We start from the raw sequence: 16906 nt of genomic DNA on the forward strand, positions 1-16906 counted from the left end.
GTGGGGACGATGGCCTCGCCCGCCTGTCCGGGTTGCAGTTGCCCGTTTTGTGGGCAGTCCGATGGGGTCCGCGTGCTAGAGCCATTTGCGGAGCTTGTTGACAGTGTTATCCACATAAAGTGTGGATAACACTGCGGGGCGGCAGCGGGGGAGGAATGAGGCCCGGCGGGTTTGTCAAGCCTGGAGTCCAGGTTTTTCCTGGCTGCGGGGGAGCACCGGCGGCCGGCGCGGATTCCCTGCCGGCTTGTGCTGCCGGCGCGGAATCGGCGAAACTCTTCGCCGGGAGTGATCGGCATGGCACTGCCGCCATGCCACCCCTGCGATTGCCCATGCCCTATTCCAACCCTACATCACCCGAGGACAACGCCATGCCATTCCTGATCGAAACCTGGGACAAGCCGCAGCACCAGCAAGTGCGGCAAGCGGCCCGAGCCGGGCACCTGGCGTTCCTGGACGCCCAGAAGGCCCTGCTGCTGGCCTGCGGGGCCAAGCTTAACGATGACGGCAGCGATGCCGGCGGCGGCTTCTATATCGTCGACCTGGACACCCGCGACGCGGTGCAGCAATTCATCGATGCCGACCCGTTCACAGAGGCCGGCCTGTTTGCCGAGGTGCGCATCACGCGCTGGCGCAAGGCCTATCTTGGCGGCGAGAGCTACCTGTAGCCCTGTTGCCTTGTAGCCAGCGGGCGCGCTGCCCAGGTGCCCTGATGGACGGGGTGCGCGCTCAGCCGCTGCGTGCCATGCCGTCCGCCTCCGGCTCACGCCGTTCCAGGTTGGCGTAGGCATCCGCCGCGATCACCCCGAACATGACGTGGGCGAACAGGCTTTCCCACCCGCGCGCCTCGTCGAACCAGTTGAAGTACCGGCCCATCACGTAGAAATTCACCAGGTAGACCAGCACCCCGAACACCGCGCCCACCAGCGTGGCCATGCCGATGCTGGAATCAAAGCGGAACGACGCGATGAGCATGGCCAGGATTGTCGCCAGCACGATCGACAAGCCAAAGTGCACGATGCCCGCGGCCAGCACGATGGTCCAGCTGAACGCATCGGCGGACGCCAGCGCCTCCCGGCCGAGCATGAGGGCAGCCACCATCTTCACCGTGCCCCACGCTCCCTGGTACAGCACAAAGCGTGCCGTCAACAACTCCAGTACAACGTACAGGGTACCCGCGATCACGCCCGCAATCGCGGCCGCGCGCCAGTCCGGCGCGCGGCGGGCGAAACGGTGCGGCTGCATATGCAAATGGAGTTCCATGAACGGCTCCTTCTCACCAGCGGCCTGAAAGCCAGGCCCTTCTGATAGTTCTAGCCTATCCGCTGGAAATGCCAAGGCCGCGAGTGCGCGCGAAGCGCCTCGGCCGGCAGCCTGGGTGACGAGAAAGAGACGGGAGGGATGGGGCCGCAAGGGCCCCGAATTCAGGCTGCGGCTTGCGGCGCGAGCTTCACCACGAGTTCGCCGCCGCCATAGGTGGCCTGGACCGTATGGGCGCCGGCCGGTACGTCGAACGGGCGCGTCAGCGTGCCGGTGGTCACCACGGTTCCCTTTCGCAACGTGACGCCGCGTTCGGCGGCATGCGCCAGCAGCGATTGCAGGGCTTCCAGCGGGTAGACCGCATCGTCGCCGGCAAGGGGCTGCGCGCACGCCAAGCCGTCAAGCGCCACGCTGGCGCTCGCGCGGACGTCTTCCATGGCGTCGGTGTCGATCTTAGCGCCTAGCGCCAGCGCATGGAAGCCCACGTTATCGCCGGCAAACGCAGGCATGCCCACCGCACCGCGGTCTTCATAGCGCGACAGCACCACCTCGACGGCAACCTGCGCGCTTTCGATCAGCTCGGCCAGCGCTGCCGGCGCCAGTTCGGCCTTCAGGGGCGCGACGTCGCGCGCCAGCCGCACCGCGATCTCGAACTCGATCGTCACCACCGCGCCCAACGGGACCGGCACGGCATCGCCCGAGGCAAAGCAGCGCGAAGCGCCCACCTGGCCCACCAGCGGGCGCGCCAGCTTTGCGCGCCGCATGGCGTTGGCACTGCCGACACCCAGCTTCCAGCCCACCACCGGATCGCCGAGGGCTGCGATGAAGCGATCCTGCACGTCATAACCACCGCAGAGCGTCGCCGGCTTGGCGTCGACGGGCAGGTCTGCGAATTGCACGCCGCGCCGGCAGGCATCGGCCAGCAGCATCGCCGCGGGGCCGGGGTTGAAGGGTGCGCTCACGAATTCTCCTGGGTGCTTGGTGATGGGTGATGGATTGTCGGATTGTTGGGTTGTCGATCCGGGGGACTGGCCGGATCGCAAAACGAACTGCCTTAGAAGCGATGCCGCTCCGAGGTGCGCCCCACGATCGACGCGCCCGCGATCAGCTCCTTGAGCAGCGCCTGCGAGGCGTGGCCGCTGGTGCGGTAGGGATCGAGCTCGCCGTGGGCGGAATACTTCAGGATGGTGGCCATATTGACCTTGCCGGTATTGACCAGGCCCATCGCCCAGCCGGCAAACTCGCGCTCGAGGATTTCCTCGTAGTACAGCAGCACCACGTCCTCGTGGCGCGCGTCCCGGCCGATTTGCTGGTACAGGCGCGAGACTTCGGTGCGGCCGCCTTCCAGCGCCTGCATGAAGATGCCGTTGCCGTAGCACAGCACGCCGGTGATGCCGTGCTTTGGGTTATTCGCCACGCTGGTAGCGACGATGTCGTCTACCAGCGCGGGATCGGCCGGCTGGCATGCGCGGCTGGCGTAGAGCAGGCGTACGAGCATGTTGTCTCCACTGGGTTTGCGTGCTTTGCGGTGAATGGCGCTGGCTTAGTCGCGCGACCGGTTCAGCAAGGTCAGGAACTCGCGGCGCAGGCTGTCATCCTTGAGGAACGAGCCGCGCATCACGCTGTTGGTCATCTTTGCATCGGTGTCGCGCACGCCGCGCCAGTGCATGCAGAAATGCTCGGCTTCCATGACGATGGCCAGCCCGTCCGGGCTCATCTTTTCCTGCAGCAGGTCGGCCACCTGGGTCACGGCTTCCTCCTGGATCTGCGGGCGGCACATGATCCATTCGGCCAGGCGCGCATACTTGGACAACCCGATCAGGTTGGAATGCTGGTTGGGCATCACACCCACCCACAGCTTGCCGATGATCGGGCACAGATGATGCGAGCAGGCGCTGCGCACGCGCAGCGGGCCCACGATCATCAGCTCGTTGATGCGCTCCGCGTTCGGGAATTCGGTCACATTGGGCTGGTTGACGTAGCGGCCCGCAAAGATCTCCTTCAGGTACATCTTGGCCACGCGGCGCGCCGTCTCGCGGGTGTTGTGATCGTTGTCGATATCGATCACCAGGCTGCGCAGCACCTCTTCCATGCGCGACTGCACTTCATCGAGCAACTCGTCCAGTTCGCCGGGCTCGACGTACGCGGAGATATTGTCGTTGGCATGGAAGCGCTCGCGCGCCGCCTGCAAACGCGACCGTATGCGGGTCGACACACTACCCAACGCCTCGTCGAGGCCGGGGTCGGGTGCTTGGTGGTCGGATTCCATATCGTGCGGTTCGTGGCTGTCGTTGAAGGATCGTTGAAGGACTGGCGAGCAAGCGGGCATGGCTTGCCGCTACGCCCTTGGCCCGCAAGGCCTCTGCTCGCCTCTTTGCGCTTACTTTACAACAATATCCTACGCCGGCTCCGGCTAGCCATGGGTGCGTGGCACGCAACAGCGCGAGGGATGGAAAGGGGGCCGGCCAGCTCACGATGCGGCTGGTCCGCATCGCGGGCGCGGGCCCTTGGCAGGGACGCCTACAGCGCTACGGCGCTACAGCGCGGCTTGCATCAAGGTGGCGGATGCCGGGCAGGCTTCGCGGGACAACGCGGTATCGAGCAGTTCCTGCGGCATGCAGGCGCGTTCCACGGGCTCAAAGCCCAGGCGGGCAAAATAGTCGACGGCAGTGGTGGTTTGCAGCACCACGGACTGCACGCCGCGCGTGCGCGCCTCGGCCAGCATCGCAGCCACCAGCAATTCGCCAAGGCCCGCCGAGCGCGCGCGTTCGGCCACGGCGACCGAGCGCAGCACGGCCACTTGCCCATAGTTCTCCACGCCGGCGCAGCCGAGCAGGCCAGCGTTGTCGCGCACGACCAGGAAATTGCCGATGTGCTCCGCTACGCCGTCCACCGCCAAGCCGCAAGCCTGCAGCAGGTCCTGTACTTCCTTAGTGTCTTTTCCGTTTGCATAGTGCGGGCGCATGTTGCCCTCCTGCCCTTCGGGCTGTTCTTCGTATCTTAAGTTCAGACTGGCTTTACGGTGCCTAGGGATAGTTCTTAAGTAGATTCGCGTACTGGACAGCCGGCGCGGTCGGTTCCGTCCGGAAAAGCGACACCTCGGGACCTGCGGATCCGGGTTTTCACTGGTTCGCTATTGCCCTGGGTGTGCAATAGCGATCGTCGCGCTCGCCTGGCGCGCTTGCGGCCGCGCGATTGGCCCTTCTGGCGCGGCCGGGCGTGGAAATCCGCTACCATTCCCTGCAGGCAACCGGTCCTGCGTTCCGACGGCAAAAGCGACACTCCATGGCTGTGGCACCTGCTTCCCCTCCCTCTTCCCCTCCAGCGTCCCCTTCCGCTTCGCTGCTGCGGGCGCGCCGCGCGGGCATCCTGAAGACCGATGAGCTTGGCCAGCGCGCTGGCCGTTCTCCCGACTACGGGGCGGAATGCGTGGCCTTGCGGCGCCTGGCACGGGCGCTGGTGTCGTCGGATCTGGCGCTATTGCAATCCCTGGCCAATTCGGCGTTGAAGCTCTGCGGCGCGGGCAGCGCCGGCATCAGCCTGCCGGAGGCCAGCGGAGATGGTGCGAAGACGTTGCACTGGACCGCGACGGCCGGCCTGTGCAATGACCTGGTCGGGCACGCCGTGCCTTGCGACGATAGCCCGTCGGGCATTGCACTGGAACTGGGCAGCCCGCAGTTGCTGGCCTACCCGCAACGGCATTTCAGCTGCCTGCCGCCGCTCTCGCCCGAGGTGGTCGAGGAACTCGTCGTCCCGATCCCCGGCGATGGCGAGCCCTGGGGCACCATCTGGGTCATGACGCATGAGCAAGAGCGCGTGTTTGACGAAGAAGATGCGCGCCTGCTGGAGAGCCTGGCCAGCTTTGCGGGCGCGGTGCTCAACATGTCGCGCAGCAAGGATGCCGCCATCGCCGAAGCCGCGCAGGCCCGGGCCGCGCGGGAAGCGCTGCAATTGTCGGATACGCGCAAGGACGAATTCCTCGCCATGCTGGGGCATGAGCTGCGCAACCCGATCGCTGCCATCGACAGTGCGATCAAGGTCAGCAAGCGGCTCGCGCAGGTGCAGCAGGCCACCTCCGGCATGCTCGATATCGCCGAGCGGCAGATGCGCCAGCTCAAGCGCCTCACCGACGACCTGCTCGATGCCTCCCGCATCAAGCAAGGGAAGGTGCCGATCGTGCGCACCCACGGCAATATGCAGGACATCGTGGGCGATGCCTTGTCCTCGGTGGCATCGGATATCGAATGGCACGGCAACGTGCTGACCACGGACCTGCCCGAGACGCCCGTGATGGTGTACGCGGATACGGCACGGCTGACGCAGGTGGTCACCAACCTGTTGTCCAATGCGATCAAGTACACGCCGCGCGGGGGCACCATGGACCTGTCGGTCCGCGTAGACCCCTCGCCCCATGGCGATGCGCCGGCCGAACCCAACGCAGGCGACGCTGGCAACGCGTCGGCGGCGGAGGTCGATCTCGATCGCATGGACACGTTGGTGATCACCGTCAAGGACGATGGCATCGGCATCGATCCGGCGTTCCTGCCCAATGTGCTGGACATGTTCAGCCAGTACGCAGGCGAATCGCAGGGCGGCGGCCTTGGCGTGGGGCTGGCCATCGTCAAGCGCATGGTGGAACTGCATAACGGCACGGTGACGGTGCACAGCGATGGCAAGGGCCTGGGCACGATGGTGCAGGCGCGCCTGCCCGTGGTGTGCGCGCATCCGGGGACGTCCAGCGCCGGGCAGTCGGGCAAGCTCGCGGCGATGCGCATCCTGCTGGTGGACGACAACACCGAAGGCCTGCGGGCGCTGGGCATGTTACTGGAGCTTGACGGGCACGAGGTCAAGCTTGCCGTCAGCGGCGAAGACGCGCTGGAGATTGCACAAGGGTTCACGCCCGACGTAGCGCTGATCGATATCGGCCTGCCAGGCATCGACGGCTTCGAACTGGCGCAACACCTGCGCAAGATGCCCGCGTTCGCTTGCACTCGCCTGGTGGCACTGAGCGGCTATGCTTCCGACGCCGACAAGGCCAGGGGCGCGGCAGCCGGCTTCGATTCGCACCTGGCCAAGCCACTGGCGCTGGAAGCCCTGGCGGAGATCTTGTCGCGGCAGTAGAAAACGCGCGGGACGCAGGGCCCTGCATCCCGCCCGCCCTCCCTGTAGGACATCACCCCACCCAAATCAGAGTCTCCCCTACGGCCGTGTCGTGCCAGCCACTCCATACTGGAGGAACGCCAACACCACCTGCCGTCGAATGCTAGCTTTCCTGCTGCTCACTCTCGCCGGCCTCGGGGTCATCGTGATCGTCATCTACCTGGCCAAATAAGCCGGCTGCGAACCAAACTGCGCTAACTATCCCCCAAACCCCTTGCTCAGCACGAGCTGTCACGCTAAGCTTCGTTCTGCATTGTATGCAAAATATGAACACAAAATAAATCTGAATCCAATCAGGAGACAAGCGCGATGGATCTGGCGCAACAGTACATTCCCAATCTGCTCAATGGCCTGGAGTGGTCCGGCTGCGCGCTGGCGATGAGCGGCTCTTTGCTGGTGGCCCTGCACAACAAGGCCTCGCGCTGGGGCTGGATCGCCTACCTGTGCTCCAACATCGTCTGGAGCGTGTTCGCCCTGGTGACCGGCACCTACGGCCTGTTCGTGCAGCAACTGGGCTTTACCGCGACCAGCATCTACGGCCTGTACCGCCACACGCAATTTCATCGGCAGCAAGAGAGCGAGCAGGGCGTCGGGCAAGCGCACGCCTGATGCACGCCTGATCTGGCCTGAGGCACTTTCGTTGGCAACCCCGCTGGCAACCCCACCAGCGGCGTCTTGCGCGCGGGCAAAACGCCGCGGCTAGCCCATCGTGCGCGCTGAACTGCTCACCGCCCGTGCGCACTGCAACAGCGGCGGCCCGAGCTTGCGCTCGGCTTCCTCGCGGGTCCAGCGGCCGGTGGGCGCAACCAGGTGTATCGCGCCAAGCGGCCGTCCATTGCCCCCGATCACCGGCGCGGCAATGGTCATGTCGCCAAGGAACAGCTCCTCGCTGTTGACCGCGTACCCGCGCTGCCGGGTCTCACGCAGCTTTTCCATGATGTCCGCCACTTCCGTGCAGGTGTGGACCGTATGCGCGGTCCGCGCCGAGCGCTCGATCATGGCGCGCGCTTCGTCCTCCGGCAGCGCGCTCAGGTAGGCGCGGCCGGAGCCGGTGCAGTACATCGGGATACGGCTGCCGATCGGCATATGCACCGGCACGAAGTGGGCGCTGACAAAGCGCGCGACATAGACCATGTCGAGCAGGTCCGGCTCCGTCAGGCAGGACGTCTCGGTGGTGACCTTGGTCAGCTCGGAGAGAAAAGGGTTGGCCACCTCGATCAGCGGGTTGGCGGCCAGGTAGTTGAAGCCGATCTCCATCACGCGGGGTGTCAGCTGGTAGCGCCGCGTCTGCGGATGCTTGCGCAGGTAGCCAAGCTGCTCCAGCGTGAAGACCATGCGCTGGGCCGAGCTCTTGTTGATGCCGGCCGCGTCCGCAACGTCCGCGATGGTCATGGTGCGGCGCTGCGCGCTGAATGCGCGCAACACGGCCAGCCCCTTCTCCAAAGACTGGTTGAACAGGAGGCTGGCGGAATCGTTGGTTTCAGGTTGCGACATTTTATGTGCTGCAAGAAGCATTTAATCAAGTCATAGAATCGCATATCGATTTCAATAAAGCAATTACTGGTTAACGACAATTATTTTTCGAGTACGTGTAATTGAAAATTGGCATGCTCATTGCATAAGTCGGTGGGTCGCCCCCACCCGGGCGCCTTTTGTTCCCTTCCGCTAGGAGTGTCCGCATGTCTCGATTCACCATGTCCCGCCGCGCCGCACTAATCCTGTGCGCCGCCAGCACCGTTTCGTTCGCCTGGGCCCAGGGACCGGCGCCAACCTACAACGTGGGCGCGACGGCCACCGGCGTGCCGTTTACCTTCCTGGACATCAAGACCAACACCATCCAGGGCATGATGGTCGATACGGTCACGGCCGTCGGCAAGGCGGGAGGCTTTAACGTCAATGTGCAGCAGACCGTTTTCTCCGCGCTGATCCCGTCGCTCACCGCCAGCAAGATCGACATCATCTCGGCCGCCATGCTCAAGACGCCGGCGCGCCAGCAAGTGGTGGACTTCAGCGATCCGGTCTATGCCTACGGCGAAGGCCTGATCGTCAAGGGCGACGACAACAAGGCCTATGCCTCGCTCGATGAGCTCAAGGGCGAGATCGTGGGGGCGCAGGTGGGCACGGTCTTTCTCGACATGCTCAACAAGAAGGGCATCTTCAAGGAAGTGCGCAGCTACGACTCGGTGGCGGACATGACGCGCGACCTGACGCTGGGCCGCATCAAGGCCGGCCTGGGCGACCAGCCCATCATTGCCTACCAGATCCGCCAGAATGCCTTCCCGGGCGTGAAGCTGGCCGCCAGCTACAAGCCGGTCAACGTCGGCGACGTCTGCCTGGTCGTGCGCAAGGGCGACACCGAGACGCTGGCCCGCATCAACAAGGCCATCGCCAAGATCAAGGCCGACGGCACGCTGGCCGGCATCATCCAGAAATGGGGCATGTGAGTTCCCATGGACGCTAACTTCTTCCAGCACGCGCGGGAGTTCCTGCCGATCCTGCTGCAGGGCGCGGTGGTCACCGTCGAGGTGACCGTCCTCGCCTTCGCGCTCAGCAGCTTGCTCGGGCTGGCGCTGGCGCTGATGAAGCTGTCGCCTGCGCGCACGCTGTCGTGGGGGGCGTCCGGCGTGATCAACGCGATCCGCGGCCTGCCGATCATCGTGCAGCTGTTCTACATCTACTTTGTGCTGCCGGATGCGGGCATTCACCTGACGGCCTTCCAGGCCGGCGTGATCGGCCTGGGCATCGCTTACTCGGCCTACCAGGCGGAGAATTTCCGCGCCGGCATCGAGGCCGTCGACCCGGGCCAGCGCGAGGCCGCGCAGGCCATGGGCATGCGCCCGGCGCTGGTGATGCGCCGGGTGATCCTGCCGCAGGCGTTCCGCATCTCGCTGCCGCCGTACGGCAACACGCTGGTGATGATGCTCAAGGACTCGTCGCTGGTGTCCACCATCACCGTGGCGGAGATGACGCGCGCGGGACAGCTGATTGCCTCGTCCACGTTCCAGAACATGACGGTCTACACGCTGGTGGCCCTGCTCTACCTGCTGATGAGCCTGCCGCTGGTGTTCGGGCTGCGCCGGCTTGAGCGCCGCCTTGGCGCGGGGAAGAAAAAACCATGATCCGGATCGACAACCTGCAGAAGTATTTCGATGACCACCACGTGCTGCGCGGCGTGAGCCTGCATGTCGATGCGGGCGAGGTGGTCTGCCTGATCGGCCCGTCCGGTTCCGGCAAGTCCACGGTCCTGCGCTGCATCAACGGGCTGGAGTCCTACGAGGGCGGCGAGATCCGCGCCTTTGGCGAGCGGGTCGACCGCAGCGGCAAGGACATCCACCGGTTGCGCAGCCGCATGGGCATGGTGTTCCAGCGCTTCAACCTGTTCCCGCATCGCAGCGTGCTGGAAAACGTGATGGAAGGCCCCGTGTACGTGAAGGGCGAGAGCCGGGACAAGGCGCGCGGCGAAGCCATGGAACTGCTGGAAAAGGTCGGCCTGGCCGCCAAGGCGCAGGCGTATCCGCCGCAGCTTTCCGGCGGGCAGCAGCAGCGTGTGGCGATTGCCCGCGCGCTGGCGATGCAGCCGGAGGCCATGTTGTTCGACGAGCCCACCTCGGCGCTCGATCCGGAGCTGGTTGGCGACGTGCTGGAAGTCATGCGCAACCTGGCACGCGAGGGCATGACGATGATCGTGGTGACGCACGAGATGGGGTTCGCGCGGGAAGTGGCCGACCGTGTGTGCTTCCTGCACAGCGGCACCATCGTAGAGGAAGGGGCGGCCGCGCAAGTGCTGGGCGCGCCCCGGCACGCGCGCACGCAGGACTTCCTGCGCCGCGTGCTGCAAAAGCCGGTGGAAGCGGCGGGAGACCTGGCGCCATGACCTCCAGCCAGTTCGCGCCAGGCCGGCCGGCCCCGGCCGTCCCTTTGCCGTCCTCCCTGTGGGCGGCCACGGCCCCACCCGCGCCGCCCACGCCCGCGCTGGGCGAATCGCTCGCCACCGATGTGCTCGTCATCGGCGGCGGTTTCACCGGCCTCTCGACCGCCCTGCACCTGGCCGAGACCGGCGCGCGCGTGTGCGTGCTGGAAGCCAACGAACCTGGCTGGGGTGCGTCCGGGCGCAACGGCGGCCAGGTCAATCCCACGCTCAAGCACGATCCCGACGAACTGGTGCGCCTGTTCGGCGCCGCGCGCGCCGAGCCATTGATCGATGCGGTATCGCGCTCGGCCGACCTGGTGTTCGACCTGATCGCGCGCCACAACATCGATTGCCAGCCCGTGCGCAGCGGCTGGCTGCAACTCTCGTATTCACCGGGCGCGGTACCCGCGATGCATGCCCGCGCCGGGCAATGGGCGCGCCGCGGGGCACCGGTGGAAGTGCTGGACCGCGCCGCGGTAGCGCGGCGCGTGGGCACGCAGGCCTTCGCCGGCGGCTGGCTGGATGGCCGCGCCGGCGCCATCCAGCCGCTTGCCTTTACGCGCGGGCTGGTCAAGGCCGCGCAGCAGGCGGGCGCCGCCGTGCATGGCGGCACGGCGGTGACGGCGCTGGAGCGACAGGGCGCGCACTGGGTGGCAACGACGGCCTTGGGCACCACCGTGACCGCCGCGCAGGTCGTGATCGCCACCAACGGCTACACCGGCCCGCTGTGGCCCGGCCTGGCGCAGACGGTGCTGTCGGCCAACAGCTTCATCGTGGCCACGCAACCGCTTAAGGATGCCGAGGCGCAGGGCATCCTCACGCAAGGCGAGACGGCCTCCACCTCGCAGCGGCTGCTGCTGTATTTCCGCAAGGATGCGCAGGGGCGCCTGCTGATGGGGGGGCGCGGGTTCTTTGCCGATCCGCGCGGGCCGCAGGACTTTGCCCACCTGGAGCGCTCGCTGGAATTGCTGTTTCCGCAACTCGGCCCGCTGTCCTACGAATATCGCTGGGCAGGGCGCATCGCCATCACGCGGGACTTCATGCCCCATGTGCATGAGCCCGCGCCGGGCATCGTCATGGCCTTGGGCTGCAACGGGCGGGGCATCGCGCTGTGCACCAGCCTGGGCCAGCATATCGCGGCGCGGCTGGCGGGCCAGGGCGGGGATTTTCCCTATCCGATCACGCCGGTGACCGGGATTCCGCTGCATGGCCTGCAGCGGTTCTACATTGCCGCGGGCGTGGCCTGGTACAGCTTGCTGGACAAGCTGGGCTGAGGCCCGCAGCGCTCAAAGCAGCAGCGAGGCCAGGGCCGGCACCAGCGCTAGCGGCATCACCAGCGCGCCGATGCGCAGGAACTGCAGCGCGCCGATGTGCTGGCCCTCGCGCCGCAGCGCGGTCAGCCATAGCAGGGTCGCCAGCGAGCCGGTGACGGACAGGTTGGGCCCGAGGTCAATGCCGATCAGCACCGCGTCGGTGACCTGCGTGGAGGCATGGCTGGCCGCCAGCGCCGAGGACGCGAACAGCCCGGCCGGCAGGTTGTTGACCACGTTGGACACCAGCGCCACCGTGGCGCCGGTCACCCAGACGCCGGCCGCCGGCGACTGTTGCGACAGCGCCTGCACCAGGTGGGCGAGCTTGCCGATCAGGCCGGTCTGCTCCAGGCCCGCCACCAGCACGAACAGGCCTGCCACCAGCGGCAGCACGCCCCAGGAAATCTCGCGCAGCGCCGGCAGGCACAAGCCGGGGCGGCAGGCGCAGACCAGCAGCAGCGTCGCCACGCCGGCCAGGCAGGTCGGCCAGCCCAGGTCGGCGCCCAGCAGCGATGCCGTCAGCAGCACCAGGCCCATGGTTACGATGCCGGCGGCGGTCAGCTTGGCTTCCAGCGTCAGCGGCGGCACTGGCACGTCGGTTGCGATGCGCTCGCGCAGCGCGTCGCGCTGGGTCCAGTAGAGCGCGGCAAGGGTTGCCACGATGGCCACCAGCGACGGCAGCGTGAAGCGCGCCAGCCATCCCATCAGCGAGGGCATGTGCTCGCCGAAGATGACCAGGTTGGCGGGGTTCGAGATCGGCAGCACGAAGCTGGCGGCGTTGGCGATCAACGCGCAGCTGTACAGGTAGGGCAGGGGATGCTTGACCTTGGCGGCGCGGGTGGCAGCCAGCACGGCCGGCGTGAGCACCACGGCGGTGGCATCGTTGGACATGAACACGGTGACCAGGGCGCCGAAGCCATAGACCAGCAGGAACAGCCGCCGTGCCGATCCTCCTGCCTGTCGCACCGCCACGGCCGCCACATGGTCGAACAGCCCGGTCTTGCGCGCCAGTTCCGACACCAGCATCATGCCGCCGAGAAAGAGGTAGACGTCATAGCCGCGCGCCACGGCGGCCATGGCATCCGGCACGGCAAGCAGCCCGGTCACGCACAGCAGCAGCGCGCCAGCTACCGCCCAGAAGGCCTCCGGCAGCCGGAACGGCCGCGTGATGACGCCCGCGGTGGTGGTGGCTGCCACCGCCCAGATCAAGGGGCCGCTGTAGGGAGAGAGATTCATCGGAGCCATTCGGGCAGCAGGCGGGGTCAGGTTGTGGGCTGAGATGCGCGGGGCGGCACCCCGGCCGGGACAGGGCTCAAGGCTCTGACGGACTCGGCGGCGCCTGTGGTGCCTGTGGTGCCGGTTGTGCCGGTTGTGCCGGTTGTGCCGATTGCGCTGGTTGCGCTGGTCGCGCCGGTAGTGTCGGTGAGTGCCGGGCCTGCCTCCGGATCGGCGTCCGCCGGCGGGGCCGGGAAGCCAAGCGCGGCAATGCCGTGGCTGCCGTCGGCGTATTCCGGGTAGACCCAGTCATCGCCGTTGCGCACGAGGTCCTTGGGCGCAACGAATTCCGCCTCGGGCTGGCCGGCCAGGCGGCCTTCCATGTAGCTGGCCCAGATCGGCAGGGCCGTGGTGGCGCCGAACTCGTGCCGGCCCAGGCTGCGGTTGTCGTCGAACCCCATCCACGCCACCGTGACGATGCCCGACGCGTAGCCGGCAAACCAGCCATCGACCGAATCGTTGGTGGTGCCGGTCTTGCCGGCCACGTCCGCGCGCCGCAGGTAGCGTTGCAGGCCCGCGCCGGTGCCGCTGGTCACCACGCTGTGCAGCAGGCTGTTCATCACATAGGCATTGCGCTCGGGAATCACGCGCTGCGGCTGGGGCTCGCTGTCGGCGGAGAACAGCACGTTGCCCGCGCCGTCGCTGATGCGCTCGATCAGGTAGGGCTCGGTGCGGTAGCCTTCGCTGGCGAAGACGCCATAGGCGGCGGCCAGCCGCAGCGGCGTGGTGGTGCCGGTGCCCAGCGCCATCGGCAGGTAGCGCGGCAGGCGCTGCTCGGAGAAGCCGAACTTGCCGGCGTAGTCCACGGCATAGGGAATGCCGATGGCTTGCAAGGTCCGGATGGCAGGCAGGTTGCGCGACTGCGCCAGCGCCTGGCGCACGCTCAAGGCGCCCAGGAAGCGGCCATCGTCGTTGCCCGGCTGCCAGCGCGACGACACATCCAGCGGAGCATCGTTGATCAGCGTGGTGGCCGACACGCCGCGCTCGAGCGCGGCGGAATAGATGAACGGCTTGAAGGTCGAGCCCGGCTGGCGCAGCGCCTGCGTGGCATGGTTGAAGCGGCTGGTGGCAAAGTCCGCGCCGCCGATCATGGCTTCGATGGCGCCAGATTTGCTGTCCAGCGAGACCAGCGCGGCTTGTGGCGCTGCTTGCTGGCCATGGCGCTTGCCGTACTGGTCCAGGCCCGCGTGCACGGCCTCGTAAGCCAGGCTTTGCCTGACCGACGATACCGTGGTGTAGACGTTGAGGCCGCGCGTATAGGCGGCTTCGCCAAAGCGGTCGTAGGCGAGCTGGCGGGCCAGTTCCGCCACGTACTCGGCGTGCCCGTCAAAGCGGCCGTTATGCGAGCCGGCCACCTTGAGCGTTTCCGCGCGGGCCGCCTGGTACTGCTGGTGCGAGATCATGCCGAGCGCCTGCATCCGTCCCAGCACATACTGCTGGCGCAGCTTGGCGCGCGGGAAGTTGACCACGGGATTCATCGTCGACGGCGCCTTGGGCAGGCCCGCCAGCATCGCGGTTTCCGCCAGCGACAGCGCATCCAGCGGCTTGCCGAAGTACGCCTGCGCCGCGCTGCCGAAGCCATAGGCATGCTCGCCCAGGTAGACCTGGTTCATGTACAGCTCGAGGATGCGGTCTTTCGGCAGGGAGCTGTCGATCTTCCAGGCCAGCAGGATTTCATACCATTTGCGCGCGAGCGTTTTCTCGCGCGACAGGTAGAAATTGCGCGCCACCTGCATGGTGATGGTGGACGCACCCTGGGCGTAGCCTTCGCCGATATTGGCGAGCGCGGCGCGGAAGATCCCGGGGATATCCACGCCGGCGTGCTGGTAGAACTGATCGTCTTCCGCCGCCAGCAGGGCGTTGGACATCTGCTTGGGCATGCGCTCCAGCGGGACGAATTCGCGGTGCTCGTTGCCGAACTCGCCAATCAGCACGTTGTCGCTGGTGAATATCCTCAGCGGCAGGTCGGGACGATAGTCCCGCAGCGCATCGACGGCGGGGAGTTGACGAAGGCTCACCACGGCGGCGAACCCGACTAGCAGGGTGGAGGCCGCAGCAAGCGCCAGAGTGACGCTTGCTGCCTTTACTACGACTCTTTTCATGCGCGCATTCTACCTTGGGGCGAACACGGGGAAGCCGGCCACGCCGTCCGGGGCTTCCGCCGCTGCCGATTCCGCGTCATCGGCCCGGGGCACTTCCGTCGCAACCGGCCGCGTGCCGGGCCGGCCCACCCGCTGCGCGAATTCCGCCAGCGCGTGCCAGGTCCCGGGCTGCTCGATGATGGTGAAATGGTTGGTGCCTGGCATCATCTGCCGCGCCACTTGGCCGGGCCAGGCTGCGATCAGGCGCTCCGAGCATTCGTGGGGCACCACCTCGTCGACCTCGGCCAGCAGCACCTTGGTGCTCTGCACCACCTTCTTGCAGTGGGCGATCGAATCGAAGTGATGGCGCATCAGTTGCCGCAGCGGCACCAGCGGGAAGCGCTTGCGCACGATCTCCAGCATGGAGTCGTAAGGCGTGATCAGCTGCAGGCTCTCGAAATCCTGCAAATCCGCCAGCTGGATGGCCACGCCGGTGCCAAGGCTGCGGCCGACCACATGCACGCGCGTGCCGGGGAACATGCGGCGCAGGTGCAGCAGGAACTGGCTGGCGTCCGCTACGGCGGCTGGCTCGGAGGGCTGGCCGTCCGAGTGGCCCAGGCCGCGGTAGTCCATGGTGGCAAAGCCCACGCCCGGCGGCAGCCAGGCCAGGTGTTGCATGGTGTCCAATACATCCTCGCCGCGGCCGGGCAGGTAGAACAGCAGGTCGCGCGCGGTTTGTGCGTCCCGCACGGTTTCCCCGGTTTCCGCGTCCTGGACGCCCTGGGTGCCGTAGACATAGCCGCGCAGGAAACCGCCCGGCACCTCATGCGAGTAAGCGGAAATGCCCGCGGGCAGGTCCCGCGGCGGGCGGCGGCGGGCGTCGAACAACAGCCTGTCCTGGTTCAGCGTGAGGTAGGTCCAGTAGCAGGTAAAGCCGCCTGCGGTCAGCAGGATGGCGGCGAGGGCCTTGCGTGAGTGGGATGGCATGGGTTCGGAGGGTTTGTTCTTCCTGGCTTTACAGCGCAATGCGGGGCGTTTCTCAGCGTCGCCTGGATCATTTCCAAAGGAGCACGGCATTCGACCGGGCAAGGCGCCTGCAAGTTCTTGTACGATACGCCTCACATCAACGGCGGCCGGTGCGGCCGCGCACGGAGCCAAGGGCATGCCCGACCAAAACGACCAGAAGGACCTGCAAAAAGATGAAAAAAACCGCGCCGAAGAAGCCCAGGCAATGGAGCGCGTAGTCAACGCCACCCGCCAGGTGCAGGTGGCCTTTACCGCCTTGCAAGGGCAGTTTGCGCCGCAGGGCAGCGGCAAACCGTCAAAAATGGCGCTGCAGACCTTCGACGCTTCGCTGCAGGCGCTGGAAGATGCGCAAGCGGCATTCGACGACGTGCTGAACGACCTGCTCGACGGCAAGCGCTGAACCCGGCGGGCGGCATGTCCGGCGCTCAGTGTGCCGGATAGGCCGCCACCTCGATCAGGTTCCCGTCCGGGTCGCGGCAATAGGCCGAGGTCATCGGGCCGAGCGCGCCGGTGCGGGCCGCCGGCCCGGCCTCGATCGGCACATGGTGCGCAATCCAGTGCGCGATCACGCTTTCCAGCGTGTTGCGGGTGATAAAGCAGAGATCGTCGCTGCCGGCGGTAGGGTGGACGCCGGTGAACCACGCCACGGTGTCCGTGCCGATCGGGCGCAGGTTGATCTTCTGCTGGCCAAAGCGCACCGAGACCCGCTTGCCGGTGCGCGACGCGAAGTCCTCGCGCTGCATGCCCAGCACGCTCTCGTACCACGCCGCGCTGGTCTCCACGTCCTTCACGTTCAGGACGATATGGTCGAAGCGATCTATCACAATGCTCATCATGCGCCTTTCGGGGGAGTGAATCGGGAGGGGCGCGAGCGCGCTCGCGCGTGC

General features: G+C 66.6%; 18 protein-coding genes. 8 read left to right on the forward strand and 10 right to left on the reverse strand.

The window, feature by feature from the left end; translation table 11 throughout:
• Positions 1-368: 368 nt before the first annotated feature.
• Entirely contained in the window at positions 369-665 is a 297-nt protein-coding gene (locus tag ACYP5B_RS50210; protein WP_459574929.1) for a YciI family protein, read from the forward strand.
• A 61-nt stretch (positions 666-726) separates the two neighbouring features.
• Here ACYP5B_RS50210 and ACYP5B_RS50215 read toward each other — a convergent pair whose 3' ends face one another.
• The 5 genes from ACYP5B_RS50215 to arsN2 all read right to left on the reverse strand — a co-directional run bounded on the left by ACYP5B_RS50215 (position 727) and on the right by arsN2 (position 4222).
• Positions 727-1260 (reverse strand): hypothetical protein, encoded by a 534-nt coding sequence (locus ACYP5B_RS50215; protein ID WP_318234465.1) that lies wholly within the window; start codon positions 1258-1260, stop codon positions 727-729.
• A gap of 161 nt (positions 1261-1421) precedes the next feature.
• A complete protein-coding gene (locus tag ACYP5B_RS50220) occupies positions 1422-2219 on the reverse strand; it encodes a fumarylacetoacetate hydrolase family protein (protein ID WP_459574931.1) in 798 nt (265 codons plus the stop codon).
• Between the two features lie 92 nt (positions 2220-2311).
• Complete coding sequence (locus ACYP5B_RS50225) at positions 2312-2755, reverse strand: BLUF domain-containing protein (RefSeq protein ID WP_318234467.1); 444 nt, start codon at positions 2753-2755, stop codon at positions 2312-2314.
• Positions 2756-2800: 45 nt separating this feature from the next.
• Positions 2801-3526 carry a GTP cyclohydrolase I gene (folE, locus tag ACYP5B_RS50230; protein ID WP_318234468.1) on the reverse strand — a complete coding sequence of 242 codons (726 nt, stop codon included), beginning with the start codon at positions 3524-3526 and terminating at the stop codon, positions 2801-2803.
• Positions 3527-3793: 267 nt separating this feature from the next.
• A complete protein-coding gene (gene arsN2 / locus ACYP5B_RS50235) occupies positions 3794-4222 on the reverse strand; it encodes an arsenic resistance N-acetyltransferase ArsN2 (RefSeq protein WP_459574933.1) in 429 nt (142 codons plus the stop codon).
• 320 nt (positions 4223-4542) lie between these two features.
• Between arsN2 and ACYP5B_RS50240 the strand changes: the two genes are divergently transcribed.
• Together ACYP5B_RS50240 and ACYP5B_RS50245 are read left to right on the forward strand one after the other, a co-directional pair.
• A complete protein-coding gene (locus ACYP5B_RS50240; RefSeq protein ID WP_459574935.1) occupies positions 4543-6378 on the forward strand; it encodes a hybrid sensor histidine kinase/response regulator in 1836 nt (611 codons plus the stop codon).
• A gap of 348 nt (positions 6379-6726) precedes the next feature.
• Complete coding sequence (locus ACYP5B_RS50245) at positions 6727-7026, forward strand: nicotinamide mononucleotide transporter (protein WP_318234471.1); 300 nt, start codon at positions 6727-6729, stop codon at positions 7024-7026.
• Between the two features lie 90 nt (positions 7027-7116).
• On the opposite strand, the gene ACYP5B_RS50250 is transcribed toward ACYP5B_RS50245, so the two are convergent.
• The gene (locus ACYP5B_RS50250) at positions 7117-7911 is read right to left on the reverse strand and encodes an IclR family transcriptional regulator (RefSeq protein ID WP_318234472.1); all 795 of its coding nucleotides are present in this window, start codon (positions 7909-7911) and stop codon (positions 7117-7119) included.
• Positions 7912-8096: 185 nt separating this feature from the next.
• Here ACYP5B_RS50250 and ACYP5B_RS50255 point away from each other — a divergent pair, with 185 nt between their 5' ends.
• From ACYP5B_RS50255 to ACYP5B_RS50270, 4 genes are read left to right on the forward strand one after another with little or no spacing between them, the layout of a single operon-like run.
• The gene (locus ACYP5B_RS50255) at positions 8097-8861 is read left to right on the forward strand and encodes an ABC transporter substrate-binding protein (protein ID WP_318234473.1); all 765 of its coding nucleotides are present in this window, start codon (positions 8097-8099) and stop codon (positions 8859-8861) included.
• Between the two features lie 6 nt (positions 8862-8867).
• Positions 8868-9536, forward strand: a complete 669-nt coding sequence (gene ehuD / locus ACYP5B_RS50260; protein WP_400092897.1) for an ectoine/hydroxyectoine ABC transporter permease subunit EhuD — start codon at positions 8868-8870, stop codon at positions 9534-9536.
• Positions 9533-10291, forward strand: a complete 759-nt coding sequence (locus ACYP5B_RS50265) for an amino acid ABC transporter ATP-binding protein (RefSeq protein WP_318234475.1) — start codon at positions 9533-9535, stop codon at positions 10289-10291. Before ehuD ends, ACYP5B_RS50265 begins: the two co-directional genes overlap by 4 nt.
• The gene (locus ACYP5B_RS50270; protein ID WP_459574939.1) at positions 10288-11601 is read left to right on the forward strand and encodes an NAD(P)/FAD-dependent oxidoreductase; all 1314 of its coding nucleotides are present in this window, start codon (positions 10288-10290) and stop codon (positions 11599-11601) included. Before ACYP5B_RS50265 ends, ACYP5B_RS50270 begins: the two co-directional genes overlap by 4 nt.
• 12 nt (positions 11602-11613) lie before the next feature.
• On the opposite strand, the gene ACYP5B_RS50275 is transcribed toward ACYP5B_RS50270, so the two are convergent.
• Genes ACYP5B_RS50275 through ACYP5B_RS50285 form a run of 3 tightly spaced genes read right to left on the reverse strand, consistent with a single transcriptional unit; the run spans position 11614 to position 15980 of the window.
• Positions 11614-12873 (reverse strand): arsenic transporter, encoded by a 1260-nt coding sequence (locus tag ACYP5B_RS50275; protein WP_459574941.1) that lies wholly within the window; start codon positions 12871-12873, stop codon positions 11614-11616.
• A 26-nt stretch (positions 12874-12899) separates the two neighbouring features.
• Complete coding sequence (locus ACYP5B_RS50280; RefSeq protein WP_459574942.1) at positions 12900-15014, reverse strand: penicillin-binding protein 1A; 2115 nt, start codon at positions 15012-15014, stop codon at positions 12900-12902.
• A gap of 9 nt (positions 15015-15023) precedes the next feature.
• On the reverse strand, positions 15024-15980 hold the full coding sequence (locus ACYP5B_RS50285) for an alpha/beta hydrolase (RefSeq protein ID WP_400092888.1): 957 nt from the start codon (positions 15978-15980) through the stop codon (positions 15024-15026).
• Positions 15981-16155: 175 nt separating this feature from the next.
• Here ACYP5B_RS50285 and ACYP5B_RS50290 point away from each other — a divergent pair, with 175 nt between their 5' ends.
• Positions 16156-16419, forward strand: coding sequence for a hypothetical protein (locus tag ACYP5B_RS50290; protein WP_400092965.1), 264 nt, complete (start codon positions 16156-16158; stop codon positions 16417-16419).
• Between the two features lie 25 nt (positions 16420-16444).
• Here the strand turns inward: ACYP5B_RS50290 and ACYP5B_RS50295 are convergent, their stop codons facing one another.
• On the reverse strand, positions 16445-16852 hold the full coding sequence (locus tag ACYP5B_RS50295; RefSeq protein ID WP_459574957.1) for a VOC family protein: 408 nt from the start codon (positions 16850-16852) through the stop codon (positions 16445-16447).
• Positions 16853-16906: the final 54 nt, after the last annotated feature.

It is taken from the genome of Cupriavidus sp. 8B (genome assembly GCF_054589115.1).